The sequence below is a fragment of the Pseudomonas sp. zfem001 genome (assembly GCF_032621725.1).
GTDB classification, from domain to species: domain Bacteria; phylum Pseudomonadota; class Gammaproteobacteria; order Pseudomonadales; family Pseudomonadaceae; genus Aquipseudomonas; species Aquipseudomonas sediminis.
The window spans coordinates 795371-808495 of record NZ_JAVYJI010000002.1; the positions used below are offsets into that span (position 1 = coordinate 795371).

Annotated in this window: 11 protein-coding genes; 5 read left to right on the forward strand and 6 right to left on the reverse strand. The window is 63.9% G+C overall.

Annotation, left to right across the window (positions count from 1 at the left end):
• From RTH74_RS11750 to RTH74_RS11760, 3 genes are read right to left on the reverse strand one after another with little or no spacing between them, the layout of a single operon-like run.
• Window positions 1-864: a carbohydrate ABC transporter permease gene (locus RTH74_RS11750; protein WP_013715269.1), complete on the reverse strand. Its 864-nt coding sequence runs from the start codon at window positions 862-864 to the stop codon at window positions 1-3.
• Window positions 861-1958, reverse strand: a complete 1098-nt coding sequence (locus RTH74_RS11755; RefSeq protein ID WP_106732432.1) for an ABC transporter ATP-binding protein — start codon at window positions 1956-1958, stop codon at window positions 861-863. The genes RTH74_RS11750 and RTH74_RS11755 overlap by 4 nt, the downstream gene beginning before the upstream one ends.
• Complete coding sequence (locus RTH74_RS11760; protein WP_179544747.1) at window positions 1958-3052, reverse strand: ABC transporter ATP-binding protein; 1095 nt, start codon at window positions 3050-3052, stop codon at window positions 1958-1960. Before RTH74_RS11760 ends, RTH74_RS11755 begins: the two co-directional genes overlap by 1 nt.
• Window positions 3053-3311: 259 nt before the next feature.
• On the opposite strand from RTH74_RS11760, the gene RTH74_RS11765 reads away from it, so the two are divergent.
• Together RTH74_RS11765 and blaPRC are read left to right on the forward strand one after the other, a co-directional pair.
• Window positions 3312-5147, forward strand: coding sequence for a sigma-54-dependent Fis family transcriptional regulator (locus tag RTH74_RS11765; RefSeq protein ID WP_316914767.1), 1836 nt, complete (start codon window positions 3312-3314; stop codon window positions 5145-5147).
• Between the two features lie 94 nt (window positions 5148-5241).
• Window positions 5242-6381 (forward strand): PRC family class C beta-lactamase, encoded by a 1140-nt coding sequence (blaPRC, locus tag RTH74_RS11770; RefSeq protein ID WP_316914768.1) that lies wholly within the window; start codon window positions 5242-5244, stop codon window positions 6379-6381.
• A 35-nt stretch (window positions 6382-6416) separates the two neighbouring features.
• On the opposite strand, the gene RTH74_RS11775 is transcribed toward blaPRC, so the two are convergent.
• The 3 genes from RTH74_RS11775 to RTH74_RS11785 all read right to left on the reverse strand — a co-directional run bounded on the left by RTH74_RS11775 (window position 6417) and on the right by RTH74_RS11785 (window position 9734).
• On the reverse strand, window positions 6417-7544 hold the full coding sequence (locus RTH74_RS11775) for an acyl-CoA dehydrogenase family protein (protein WP_316914769.1): 1128 nt from the start codon (window positions 7542-7544) through the stop codon (window positions 6417-6419).
• Between the two features lie 98 nt (window positions 7545-7642).
• A complete protein-coding gene (locus tag RTH74_RS11780) occupies window positions 7643-8833 on the reverse strand; it encodes an acetyl-CoA C-acyltransferase (RefSeq protein ID WP_316914770.1) in 1191 nt (396 codons plus the stop codon).
• Window positions 8834-8966: 133 nt separating this feature from the next.
• Window positions 8967-9734: a 3-hydroxyacyl-CoA dehydrogenase gene (locus RTH74_RS11785; RefSeq protein WP_316914771.1), complete on the reverse strand. Its 768-nt coding sequence runs from the start codon at window positions 9732-9734 to the stop codon at window positions 8967-8969.
• 87 nt (window positions 9735-9821) lie between these two features.
• Here RTH74_RS11785 and RTH74_RS11790 point away from each other — a divergent pair, with 87 nt between their 5' ends.
• The 3 genes from RTH74_RS11790 to RTH74_RS11800 all read left to right on the forward strand — a co-directional run bounded on the left by RTH74_RS11790 (window position 9822) and on the right by RTH74_RS11800 (window position 13079).
• Window positions 9822-10202: a MerR family transcriptional regulator gene (locus RTH74_RS11790; RefSeq protein ID WP_017676704.1), complete on the forward strand. Its 381-nt coding sequence runs from the start codon at window positions 9822-9824 to the stop codon at window positions 10200-10202.
• 34 nt (window positions 10203-10236) lie between these two features.
• Window positions 10237-11400 carry an isovaleryl-CoA dehydrogenase gene (locus tag RTH74_RS11795; RefSeq protein WP_316914772.1) on the forward strand — a complete coding sequence of 388 codons (1164 nt, stop codon included), beginning with the start codon at window positions 10237-10239 and terminating at the stop codon, window positions 11398-11400.
• 71 nt (window positions 11401-11471) lie between these two features.
• Window positions 11472-13079, forward strand: a complete 1608-nt coding sequence (locus RTH74_RS11800) for a carboxyl transferase domain-containing protein (RefSeq protein ID WP_316914773.1) — start codon at window positions 11472-11474, stop codon at window positions 13077-13079.
• Window positions 13080-13125: the final 46 nt, after the last annotated feature.

Here is a 13125-nt window from a genome sequence, read left to right on the forward strand (position 1 = left end):
TCAGCGGGTTTTGTCGTCGTGGGTCATGGCGGTATAGAACAGCCAGGACACCAGCAGGATGATCAGGAAGTACACCAGCGAGAAAGCCGCCGCCGGGCCCAGGTCGAACTGGCCGACAGCCATTTGCGTGAGGGTCTGGCTGAGGAAGGTGGTGGCGTTGCCCGGCCCGCCGCCGGTGAGCACGAAGGGCTCGGTGTAGATCATGAAGCTGTCCATGAAGCGCAGCATCACCGCGATCAGCAGCACGCTCTTGAGCTTGGGCAACTGGATATGGCGAAACACCGCCCAGTTCGAGGCGCGATCGATGCGCGCCGCCTGGTAGTAGACGTCGGGAATGGCGCGCAGCCCGGAGTAGCACAGCAGCGCCACCAGCGAAGTCCAATGCCAGACGTCCATGATCAGCACCGTCACCCAGGCATCCATGGTGTTGGCCGCGTAGTTGTAGCTGATGCCCAGGCTGTTCAGCGCCCAGCCCATCAGGCCAATGTCGGCGCGGCCGAAGATCTGCCAGATGGTGCCGACCACGTTCCATGGGATCAGCAGCGGAATTGCCATCAGGATCAGGCACAGCGAGGCCCAGCGCCCGCGCGTCGGCATGCACAGAGCGATAGCAATCCCTAGCGGAATCTCGATCAGCAGCACGCAGGCGGAGAAGATGAACTGGCGCAGCAACGAGTCATGCAGGCGTGGGTCCTGCAGCACCTGGCGATACCAGTCGACGCCGACGAAGTAGCGCGTGGCCGGGTCGAAGATGTCCTGCACCGAATAGTTGACCACCGTCATCATCGGCACGATGGCGCTGAACGCCACCAGCAGAAATACCGGCAGCACCAGCCACCAGGCCTTGTTGTTCTGCACCTTCATGGCGCCACCTCCACCAGGTAGTCGTCGGCGTAGAGCATCAGCCACTGCGCCGGAAAGCTCAGGTAGACCTGCTCGTGCGGCACGGGCTGATCCTCCTGCAGGCGCGCCTTGAGCACCTGGCCATCGAGGTCGAAAGTGAGGATCTTGTAGGTGCCGAGGTCCTCGACGTGCAGCACCCGGCCACACAGCGCGTCTTCATAGGCGCCATCCCAGACGTGCACGAACTCGGGACGAATGCCCACCTGCAGACGCTTGCCGTCCAGTTCGGCCAGACGCTGGTTGAGCGCCTCGGAAAGCGGCAGCACCGTATCAGCGAAGCGCACCCCGCCCGAGCAGCGCTGCACGTCGATCAGGTTCATGCCTGGGCTGCCGATGAAATAGCCGACGAAGGTATGGCCGGGGCGCTCGAACAACTCGCGCGGGGTGCCGAACTGGACGATCTGCCCGCCGTACATCACTGCGATCTTGTCGGCGAAGGTGGAGGCCTCCAGTTGATCGTGGGTGACGTAGACCATGGTGATGTTGAACTGCTCGTGGATCTGCTTGAGCTTGCGCCGCAGCTTCCACTTCAGGTGCGGGTCGATCACCGTCAGCGGCTCGTCGAAGAGAATCGCCGACACGTCGTCGCGCACCAGGCCACGGCCCATCGACACCTTCTGCTTCTCGTCGGCGGTAAGGTTGCGCGCCTTCTTGTGCAGCAGCGGATGCAACTCCAGCACCTCGGCGATTTCATGCACTTTGCTCATCACCCGGGCTTCATCCATACCCTGGTTGCGCAGTGGGAAGGCCAGGTTGTCGAACACCGTCATGGTGTCGTAGACCACCGGGAACTGGAAAACCTGAGCGATGTTGCGTTCTTGCGGCGACAGCCTGTTGACCGCCTTGCCGTCGAACTGCACCTCGCCCTGCGACGGGCTGAGCAGGCCGGAGATGATGTTGAGCAACGTCGACTTGCCGCAGCCTGACGGCCCCAGCAGCGCGTATGCGCCGCCCTGCTGCCAGATATGGTTCATTTCGCGGATCGCATAATCTTCCGGCGTTTTCGGCGTGCCGCTGTAACTGTGCGCAAGGTTGTGCAAGCGAATCTCGGCCATCAGGCGGCCCTCCCCTGACGACGACTGGGCGCCTGCACCAACTGCCCATCGGCAGCGAAGACGAACAACTTGTGGGTCGGGATGTAGATCAGGATCGGCGTGTCCACCGCGTACTCGTGCACCCCAGGCAGGTGCAGCACCAGCACGAACTGCTCGTTGCGCACATGCAGGAAGGTTTCCGAGCCGCTGATCTCGGCCAGCTCAACCGTTACCGCCAGCTCCAGGTCATCGTCGTTGGACGGCACCAGGCCGATATGGCTGGGGCGTACGCCAAAACGGTACTCGCCCTCGGCGATGCCGCGCAGATCGGGATTGAGCGGAAAATGCACGCAGTCGGCGAAGCTCACCTCGGAGCCGCTGATACGCCCCGGCATCAGGTTGATCGCCGGCTCCGAGAACAGCTCGGCAGCCAGCACCTGCTGCGGACGGTGGTAGACCTCGGCGGTCTTGCCACTCTGCACCACCCGCCCCTCATGCAGGATGGTGGTGGTGCCACCCAGGGCCAGCGCCTCGTTGGGTTCGGTGGTGGCGTAGATGGCGATGGTATGGCGCGCCTGGAACAGCTCGCGCATTTCCTGGCGCAGCTCTTCGCGTAGCTTGTAGTCGAGATTGACCAGCGGTTCGTCGAAGAGAATCAGCGAGGCGTCCTTGACCAACGCCCGGGCCATGGCCGTGCGCTGCTGCTGGCCGCCGGACAGCTCCAGCGGATAACGCGACAGCAGTTTCTCGATGCGCAGCATGCGCGCGGTGGCCTCGACCTTCTCGACGATCTGCTCCTTGGCCACACCGGCCTGGCGCAGTGGCGAGGCGATGTTCTCGAACACCGTCAAAGTCGGGTAGTTGATGAACTGCTGATAGACCATCGACACGTTGCGCTGGCGCACCGGCACGCCGGTGACATCGGCGCCGTTCATCAGCACGCGGCCGCTATTGGGCCGATCCAGCCCGGCCATCAGGCGCATCAGGCTGGTCTTGCCGGCCAGCGTACGGCCGAGCAGAACGTTGAAGGAGCCGGGTTCGAAACTGAGGCAGGCATCGTCGATATGCACCTGGCCGTCGACGATACGGGTGACGTGTTCGAGCTTGAGCGACATGGCCTGTCCTTTTTCTTGTCGTGCCATTCGATTGCGAACATCGATAGCGACAAGCGTGCCAGCCCCACAAAAAACAACGCATCTCGTTGATCAGAATCGAAAATCCGCCAAAGAACGGTGCAGCGAAGGTTTTCTACTGAACACTTTTGAACAGTCGAATGTGAACAACTGAACAATTCGTTCGTTGACTTTGAACAGGCTTGAACGAAACTGGATCGATCGCGGCGCAGATCGCGAACCAACAAGAAGAGATCGCACCATGACAGAAGCTGCCCGCGCACCGGCGCATGACGCCATCATTCAGGAGTCCTGGTCGCGCTGCCGTGACTACGGCCTGACCCATCAGAGCGTGCCCCGCTTCGATCCTCCGGCGCCAGGCGATCTTTCGGCGCTGCTGGAAAGCCGCCAGGCCCTGGTGCAGACCACTCACCAGGAAGTGCTGCCCTACTACGGCACCATCCTGTCCAACTCCAATTGCCTGATCATGCTCGCCGACGACCAGGGCCGACTGCTGCAATCCTGGGGCGACCAGCGCTTCATCGAACCACGCCAGGCCGCCGGATTCATCGCCGGTGCCAGCTGGCTGGAGCGTTACACCGGCACCAACGCCATCGGCACCGCACTCAGTTGCGGCCAGGCCGTGCACATCCAGCACGATGAACACTTCCTCAAGGCCAACCGTTTCATGACCGGCTCGGCCTCGCCGATCTTCGACGAACAGCGGCGCATGATCGCCGTGCTCGACGTGTCCAGCGACAGCTACCTGCCGCCGGCGCATACCCTGGGCATGGTCAAGATGATGAGCCAGTCGGTGGAGAACCGCCTGATCCTCAAGCTGTTCGCCGACCAGTACCACCTGCTCAGCTTCAATACCAGCCTCGACAACCTCGACAGCCCCTGGGCCGGCCTGGTGGTGTTCGACGAACAGGGCCACGTGGTGTCGGCCAACCGCCGCGCCGACAATCTGCTCGGCCAGCCGCTGACCTACGGCGCCATCGAGCAACTGTTCGACGTGCCTCTACAGCAGTTGCTCAATCAGCCGGACGGCCAGCCGTTCAGCCTGCGCACCAGCGGCCACTTTCGCTTTCACGCACGGGTACGACGCCCTGCCCGACCGGCCCCCATTCAGCCTCGTGACTTCCGTCCGCAGGTTGCGCAGAGCACGCCACAAGAGCCTCATCTGCATGCACTGAGCATGGGTGACGCACGCATGGAAAAGGCAATCCGCCAGGCCGAGCGCCTGCTGGAAAAGGACATCCCGATCCTGGTGCAGGGCGAAACCGGTGCCGGCAAGGAGGTTTTCGTCAGGGCGCTACATCGCGCCAGCTCACGCGCCGATAAACCCTTCATCGCGGTCAACTGCGCGGCCATTCCAGCGGAGCTGGTGGAGTCGGAACTGTTCGGCTACGAGAAAGGCGCCTTTACCGGCGCTAGCCAGAAGGGTCATATCGGCCTGATCCGCAAGGCGCACAAGGGCATCCTGTTTCTCGATGAGATCGGTGATATGCCGCTGCGTGTGCAGGCGCGGCTGCTGCGCGTGTTGCAGGAGCGCTGCGTACAGCCATTGGGCAGCAGCGAGCTGCATCCGGTGGATGTACGCCTGGTATCCGCCACCAACCGCCCGCTACGCCAGGACGTCGACAGCGGCCAGTTCCGCGCCGACCTGTACTACCGCATCAGCGGCCTGAATCTGGAACTACCGCCACTGCGTGAGCGCAGTGACAAGCAGGCGCTGTTCCAGAAACTCTGGGAGCAGCATCGCGAACCTGACCAACATGCAGGTATCAGCCGCGAAGTGCTGGAGCTGTTCCAGCATCACCCATGGCCGGGCAACCTGCGCCAGCTCAGTAGCGTGTTGCGCGTGGCGCTGGCCATGGCCGACGACCAGCCTATCCGCGCCGAACACCTGCCAGATGACTTCTTCCTCGATCTGCCAACAGAGGCGCCCCTGCCCGCGCATCTCGAGCAGGATGATGGCGACCTGGCCAGCCAGTACCAGGCATGCGGCGGCAATATCTCCTACCTGGCCCGCCACCTTGGCCTGAGCCGCAATACCCTGTACAAGCGCCTGCGCGAACAGGGCGTGCGGCCCTGAACCTTTGCTCGAAGAATCGGCCCAAGCCATACATTTGCCACCCTGCCCGAACCCCGAACGGGCCGGCATCGGCCAGCCACGAAAGGAACTCAACATGCGCCACCTGTATCGCCCCCTGTTCGCCGCGCTGACTCTGCTGGCCGCCAGCCAGGCGCCGGCATCGCCTTCATTGGAAACACAGGTGGACGCCGCTGCGAAGTCGATGATGCAGACCTATGCCATTCCCGGCATGGCCATCGCCATCAGCCACAAGGGGCAGTCGCATTTCTTCGAGTACGGCGTGGCCTCCCGTGAAAGCGGCCAGGCGGTGGATCGCCACACCCTGTTCGAGCTGGGCTCGATCAGCAAACTCTTCACCGCCACCCTCGGCGCCTACGCCGAAGCCCGCGGCACGCTGAACCTCAGCGACAACGCCAGCCAGTACCTGCCAGCCCTGCGCGGCAGCGCCTTCGACCACATCAGCCTGCTGGATCTGGCCACTTACACCGCTGGCGGCCTACCGCTGCAATTCCCGGATGCGGTCGGTAGCGAACGGCAAATACTCGATTACTACCGCAACTGGCAGGCGGTGTATCCGCCCGCCACGCGACGCCTGTATTCCAACCCCAGCATCGGTCTGTTCGGCCACCTGGCGACGGCCAGTCTGGCCAAGCCGTTTCAGCATTTGATGGAGCAGGATTTGCTGCCACAACTGGGCATGCAGGAAAGCTACGTCCGTATACCGGCCGAGCAGATGGAGCACTATGCCTGGGGCTACCGCGACGACAAGGCGGTGCGCGTGACTCCCGGCGCACTGGATGCCGAAGCCTACGGGCTGAAATCCAGCGCCACCGATATGCTGCGTTTCATCGACGCCAACCTGCACCCGGATCAATTACCCGCACCACTGCGCCAGGCGATCAGCTCAACCCATCGCGGCTACTACCAGGTCGGCGACATGACTCAGGCCCTGGGCTGGGAGCGCTACGCATACCCCATCAGTCTGAAGAAACTGCAGGCCGGCAACTCCGCCGAAATGGCGCTGCAACCGCAGAGCGTGGCGCGTTTCAGTGTGCCCAAGCCAGCCGAAGGTGACCTGCTGCTGAACAAGACCGGCTCGACCAACGGCTTCGGCGCTTACATCCTGCTGCTTCCGGCGCGCGATACCGGCCTGGTGATACTCGCCAACCGCAACTACCCGAATGCCGAGCGCGTACGCCTGGCACTGCAATTGCTCGAAAGCATCGAGCCCTAGACAGGGCACAGGTGCGCCGGGTACGCACCTTGAGCTTAGAAACTGCGTGCGATCACCATCCGCTGCACGTCGCTGGTGCCCTCGTAGATCTGGCACACGCGCACGTCGCGGTAGATGCGTTCGACCGGAAAATCTTTCAGGTAGCCATAACCGCCTAGCGTCTGGATCGCCGCCGAGCACACCCGCTCGGCCATTTCCGAAGCGAACAGCTTGGCCATCGACGCCTCGGTCAGGCAAGGCTGCCCAGCTTCGCGCAGGCTGGCAGCGTGATGCACCATCTGCCGTGCGACGGCGATCTGCGTGGCCATATCAGCAAGGCGAAACGCCACCGCCTGATGTTCGATGATCGGCTTGCCGAAGGTCACCCGCTCGTGGGCGTAATCACGCGCCGCCTCGAACGCGGCCCGCGCCATGCCCACCGATTGCGCGGCAATGCCTATGCGCCCGCCTTCAAGGTTGGCCAGGGCGATGCGATAGCCCTCTCCCTCCTCGCCGAGGCGCAGATCGGCCGGAATGCGCACCTCGTCGAACTGGATCTGGCAGGTGTCGGAGGCATGCTGGCCGAGCTTGTCCTCCACCCGCACCACCGAGAAACCGGGTGCATCGGTCGGCACGATAAAGGCGCTGATGCCTTTCTTACCCGCCTGCGGGTCGGTAACGGCAAAGACGATCACCATGCCGGCGTGGCTGCCGGAGGTGATGAACTGCTTGGCACCATTGAGCACATAGTGATCGCCATCGCGCCGCGCGCGGGTACGCAGGTCGCTGGCATTTGAGCCGGCCTGCGGCTCGGTCAGGGCGAAGGCGCCAAGCATGCTGCCTTCGGCCAGCGGGCGAAGAAAGCGCTGTTTCTGCTGCTCGCTGCCGTACTTGAGGATCGGCATGCAGCCTACCGAGTTGTGCACGCTCATGATCGTGGAGCAGGCGCCATCGCCAGCTGCCACCTCTTCCAGGGCCATGGCGTAAGCCAGGTGACCGGTTTCGGCACCGCCCCACTGCTGCGGCACCAGCATGCCCATAAAACCCAGCTGGCCCATTTCGGCGATGGCTTCGGCAGGGAAACGATGCTCGCGGTCCCAGTCAGCGGCGAAGGGTTTCAGCCGTTCCTGGGCGAACTGGCGGGCCATGTCACGGATAAGGATGTCTTCTTCGTTGGGCAGCATGGCTGGCTCCGGTAGTGCGGTTCAGTCAGTCTGTGGGAGGCGCTTCAGCTGCGACTGTCGCGGCTAAAGCCCCTCCCACAAGTCAAGTGCGTAGGTAGTCAATACAACTCGATGGCCACGGCGGTGGCCTCACCGCCACCAATGCACACGGACGCCACGCCACGTTTGAGACCCCGCTGCTGCAGCGCCGCCAGTAGCGTCACCAGGATGCGTGCGCCGGACGCACCGATGGGATGGCCAAGGGCGCAGGCGCCACCGTGCACGTTGAGCTTGGCGTGATCGATGCCCAATTCACGCATGGCCACCATCGGCACCACGGCGAAGGCCTCGTTGATCTCGAACAGATCGACCGTCTCCAGCGCCCATTCGATACGCGCCAGCAGACGCTGGATCGCTGCCACCGGGGCAGTGGTGAACAAGTTCGGTGCCTGGGCGTGGCCAGCATGCCCGACGATACGCGCCAGCGGCGCCAGGCCACGCTCCTGAGCCTCGGACAAGCGCATCAACAGCAGCGCGGCGGCACCATCGGAAATGGAACTGGCATTGGCCGCCGTGACCGTACCGCCCTCGCGAAACGCCGGTTTCAGGCCGGGGATTTTGTCTGGGCGAGCCTTGGGCGGCTGCTCATCGGTGCCGACCTGACGCCGTTCACGCCCCTGCGGCGCCTCCACAGCGACGATCTCGCTGGCGAAACTGCCATCCGTTATCGCCTGCTGGGCGCGACGCAGCGACTCCAGGGCATAGGCATCCTGCTCCTCACGACTGAAGCGATACTGCTGCGCACAATCCTCGGCGAAGGTGCCCATCAACCGACCACGCTCGTAGGCGTCCTCCAGACCGTCGAGGAACATATGGTCGAGCACCTGGCCATGCCCCATGCGATAGCCACTGCGGGCACGCGCCAGGAGGTAGGGCGCGTTGGACATGCTCTCCATGCCGCCGGCCACCAGCACATCGGCGCTGCCGGCGAGCAACTGGTCATGACCAAGCCTCAGTGCCTGCATACCGGAGCCACACATCTTGTTCAGCGTGGTGCATTGAGCGGCCTGGCTCAGCCCTGCGCCCAACGCCGCCTGGCGCGCGGGTGCCTGACCCTGGCCAGCCTGCAACACGCAGCCCATCAGTACCGTGTCCACTGCCTCAGCCGCGAGCCCGGCACGCTCGAGGGTCGAGCGGATGGCAGCGGCGCCCAGCTCGGCCGCCGTAAGGCCGGCCAGATCACCAAGGAAGCCGCCCATGGGCGTGCGCACTGCACTGACGATGACGACGGGGTCGAGTTGCTGTTTCATGAGTTTCACCTTCTGATCTGCGTTATTCCCGGATCGCGTCCGGGCCATGTTCTGGCGGTAGGAGCGGGTTCAGCCGCGAACGCTGCGTCATTTACTTCGCGGCTGAAGCCGCTCCCACAAAAGCTAGAGCCCGCTACTTAGCCGCCATGCGCAGCGCGCCATCGAGACGGATCAGTTCGCCATTGAGCATGGTGTTCTCGACGATATGCCGGACCAGTGCGGCGTATTCGTCGGGCCGCCCCAAGCGCTGCGGGAACGGCACATTGGCCGCCAGCGAATCACGCACCTCCTGGGGCATACCGGCCATCATTGGCGTCTCGAATACACCGGGGGCAATGCACATCACGCGGATGCCGGAGCGCGCCAGATCACGCGCCGCCGGCAGCGTCAGTGCCGCGACACCACCCTTGGAGGCGGCATAGGCGGCCTGCCCCATCTGCCCGTCGAACGCCGCCACCGAGGCGGTATTGATGATGACCCCACGCTCGCCCTCAACGTTCGGCGCGTTCTGCGCCATGGCCTCGGCCGCCAGGCGCAGCAGGTTGAAGCTGCCAATCAGGTTTACCTCGACAGTGCGGCGGAAACTGTCCAGGCCATGAGCACCGTTGCGACCCAACACCTTCTCGGCTGGCGCCACGCCGGCGCAATTGACCAACCCGTGCAGAGCACCGAAAGCCTCCAGAACCTGCGCCACTGCAGCGCGACCATCCTCTTCGCGAGTGATATCGGCACGCACGAAACGGGCGTTGGCGCCCAGTTCGGCAAGGGCCTGCTGGCCTGCTTCTGCGTTGATATCCAGCAGCACCACCTTGCCGCCCTGCCCGACCAGTTCACGGGCGGTGGCCAGGCCAAGACCAGAGGCGCCGCCGCTGATCAGGAATACGGATTCGTCGATACGCATGCTCAACCTCTGTGATTGTTGTGGAGTGAGATTGACAGGCAGATTTGCACAGGTTTACGTTAACGTAAAGGTAAACGAGCAATGACCATGGCAACCACCTACTCCATCTCCGATCTGGCTCGCGAGCTCGACATCACCACACGTGCCATCCGCTTCTATGAGGAGCAAGGCATGCTCGCCCCGGAGCGGCGCGGTCAGGAGCGCGTTTACAGCGCCAAGGACAAGGTGACGCTGAAACTCATCCTGCGCGGCAAGCGCATCGGCTTTTCGCTGGCCGAATGCCGCGAGCTGATCGAGCTGTACGACCCGGAAACCGGCAGCCGCAAGCAGTTGGAGACCTTCATGGGCAAGATCGCCGAGCGCCGTCTGCAGCTTGAACAACAGTTACTGGATATCCAGCAGATGCAGCTGGAACTGGATACCGCCGAGGAGCGCTGTCTCGCTGCCTTGGCCGAAACGACCGCGTAATCGCCCCACTACAAGAACAATCGCAGGTGACCCCATGAGCTACCCCACCCTCAACTTCGGCCTCGGCGAAACCCTCGACATGCTGCGCGACTCGGTGCACCAGTTCGCCCAGAACGAGCTGGCGCCGCGCGCCGCGCAGATCGATCGTGACAACGAATTCCCCATGGACATGTGGCGCAAGTTCGGCGACATGGGCCTGCTCGGCATGACGGTCAAGGAAGAGTACGGCGGCACCGACATGGGCTATCTGGCGCATGTGCTGGCCATGGAAGAAATCAGCCGTGCCTCGGCCTCGGTGGGGCTGTCCTACGGCGCGCACTCCAACCTGTGCGTCAACCAGATACACAAGAACGGCAGCGAGACGCAGAAGCACAAGTACCTGCCCAAGCTGTGCTCCGGGGAGCACATCGGCGCCCTGGCCATGAGCGAGCCCAACGCCGGCTCCGACGTGGTGTCGATGAAGCTGCGTGCGGAAAAGCGCGGCGACCGCTACGTGCTCAACGGCAACAAGATGTGGATCACCAACGGCCCGGACGCCCACACCTACGTGATCTACGCCAAGACCGACATCAACGCCGGCTCGCGCGGCATGACCGCCTTTATCGTCGAGCGCGACTTCAAGGGTTTCTCCCGCCACCAGAAGCTGGACAAGCTGGGCATGCGCGGCTCCAACACCTGCGAACTGGTGTTCGAGGATTGTGAGGTGCCGGAAGAGAATATCCTCGGCGTCGAAGGCGGTGGCGTGCGCGTGCTGATGAGCGGCCTGGACTACGAGCGCACCGTGCTTTCCGGCGGCCCAACCGGGATCATGAGCGCCTGTATGGACGTGGTGCTGCCCTACGTGCACGAGCGCCAGCAGTTCAAGCAGTCCATCGGCGAATTCCAGCTGGTACAGGGCAAGCTGGCCGATATGTACGCCGGCATGAACGCCTCCAAGTCCTACCTGTACAACGTCGCCAAGGCCTGTGATCGCGGCGAGGAATCGCGCAAGGACGCCGCTGCGGTGATCCTCTACACCGCCGAGATGGCCACCAAGATGGCCCTGGACACCATCCAGTTGCTCGGCGGCAACGGCTACACCAATGAATACCCGGCCGGTCGCCTGCTACGTGACGCCAAGCTCTACGAGATCGGCGCCGGCACCAGCGAAATCCGCCGCATGCTGATCGGCCGCGAGCTGTTCAACGAGACCAAATGACACCGTAGGGTGCGCCGTGCGCACCACAGACAATGGCACGGTGCGCACGGCGCACCCTACAGGAAGCGACCATGCCTATCCTGCACACCCAGATCAACACCCGCTCGCCGGAGTTCGCCGCCAACCAGGCGGCCATGCTCGCCCAGGTGGACGAGCTGCGCGCCCTGCTCGCCCGCATCCATGAAGGCGGCGGCGCCAAGGCGCAGGAGCGCCACACCTCGCGCGGCAAGCTGCTGCCACGCGAACGCATCAATCGCCTGCTCGATGCCGGCTCGCCGTTCCTCGAGATCGGCCAGCTTGCCGCCCATGAGGTCTACGGCGAGGACGTGCCCGCTGCCGGGGTGGTCGCCGGTATCGGTCGCGTCGAAGGCGTGGAATGCATGATCGTGGCCAACGATGCCACGGTCAAAGGCGGCTCCTACTACCCGCTGACGGTGAAGAAACACCTGCGCGCCCAGGCCATCGCCCGCGAGAATCGCCTGCCGTGCATCTACCTGGTGGACTCCGGCGGCGCCAACCTGCCGCGCCAGGACGAGGTGTTCCCGGATCGCGAGCACTTCGGTCGGATCTTCTTCAACCAGGCCAACATGAGCGCGCAGGGCATCCCGCAGATCGCCGTGGTGATGGGTTCCTGCACTGCTGGCGGCGCCTACGTGCCGGCCATGAGTGACGAAACCATCATGGTGCGCGAACAGGCCACCATCTTCCTCGCCGGCCCGCCGCTGGTGAAGGCTGCCACCGGCGAAGTGGTGACCGCCGAAGAACTGGGCGGCGCCGACGTGCACTGCAAGACCAGCGGCGTGGCCGACCACTATGCCGAGGATGACGAACACGCCCTGGCCCTGGCCCGCCGCTGCATCGCCAACCTCAACTGGCGCAAGCTCGGCCAGCTCGACAGCCGCGCGCCCATCGCCCCGCGCTACGCCGCCGAGGAGCTGTACGGGGTGATCCCGACTGACGCCAAACAGCCCTTCGATGTGCGCGAGGTGATCGCGCGGATCGTCGACGACTCGCAACTGGATGAATTCAAGGCGCTGTTCGGCACCACCCTGGTCTGCGGTTTCGCCCGCATCAACGGTTATCCGGTGGCGATCCTGGCGAATAACGGCATTCTGTTCGCTGAAGCCGCACAGAAAGGTGCGCACTTCGTGGAACTGGCATGCCAGCGCGGCATCCCGCTGCTGTTTTTGCAGAACATCACCGGCTTCATGGTGGGCAAGAAGTACGAGGAAGGCGGCATCGCCAAGCACGGCGCCAAGCTGGTCACCGCTGTGGCCTGCGCCCAGGTGCCGAAATTCACCGTGATCATCGGCGGCAGCTTCGGAGCCGGCAACTACGGCATGTGCGGCCGCGCCTACGACCCGCGCTTTCTGTGGATGTGGCCCAACGCCCGCATCGGCGTAATGGGTGCGCAGCAGGCGGCCGGCGTGCTGGTGCAGGTCAAGCGCGAACAGGCGCAGCGTGCCGGCAAGCCGTACTCCGACGAGGACGAACAGCGCCTGAAGCAGCCCATCGTCGAGCAGTACGAGCAGCAGGCGCACGCCTTCTATTCCAGCGCCCGGTTGTGGGACGACGGCGTGATCGACCCGGCGCAGACCCGCGAGGTGCTGGCCCTGGCCCTGTCCGCCAGCCTCAACGCGCCCATCGAGCCGACCCGATTCGGGGTGTTCCGTATGTAATCCGTGGGAGGGGCTTTAGCCGCGACAGCCACAGCAAAGCTCGCGG

Coding starts and splice junctions, on each gene's coding strand:
- RTH74_RS11750 (WP_013715269.1), bottom strand. CDS start 864: ATGAAGGTGCAGAACAACAAGGCCTGGTGGCTGGTGCTGCCGGTATTT.
- RTH74_RS11755 (WP_106732432.1), bottom strand. CDS start 1,958: ATGGCCGAGATTCGCTTGCACAACCTTGCGCACAGTTACAGCGGCACG.
- RTH74_RS11760 (WP_179544747.1), bottom strand. CDS start 3,052: ATGTCGCTCAAGCTCGAACACGTCACCCGTATCGTCGACGGCCAGGTG.
- RTH74_RS11765 (WP_316914767.1), top strand. CDS start 3,312: ATGACAGAAGCTGCCCGCGCACCGGCGCATGACGCCATCATTCAGGAG.
- blaPRC (WP_316914768.1), top strand. CDS start 5,242: ATGCGCCACCTGTATCGCCCCCTGTTCGCCGCGCTGACTCTGCTGGCC.
- RTH74_RS11775 (WP_316914769.1), bottom strand. CDS start 7,544: ATGCTGCCCAACGAAGAAGACATCCTTATCCGTGACATGGCCCGCCAG.
- RTH74_RS11780 (WP_316914770.1), bottom strand. CDS start 8,833: ATGAAACAGCAACTCGACCCCGTCGTCATCGTCAGTGCAGTGCGCACG.
- RTH74_RS11785 (WP_316914771.1), bottom strand. CDS start 9,734: ATGCGTATCGACGAATCCGTATTCCTGATCAGCGGCGGCGCCTCTGGT.
- RTH74_RS11790 (WP_017676704.1), top strand. CDS start 9,822: ATGGCAACCACCTACTCCATCTCCGATCTGGCTCGCGAGCTCGACATC.
- RTH74_RS11795 (WP_316914772.1), top strand. CDS start 10,237: ATGAGCTACCCCACCCTCAACTTCGGCCTCGGCGAAACCCTCGACATG.
- RTH74_RS11800 (WP_316914773.1), top strand. CDS start 11,472: ATGCCTATCCTGCACACCCAGATCAACACCCGCTCGCCGGAGTTCGCC.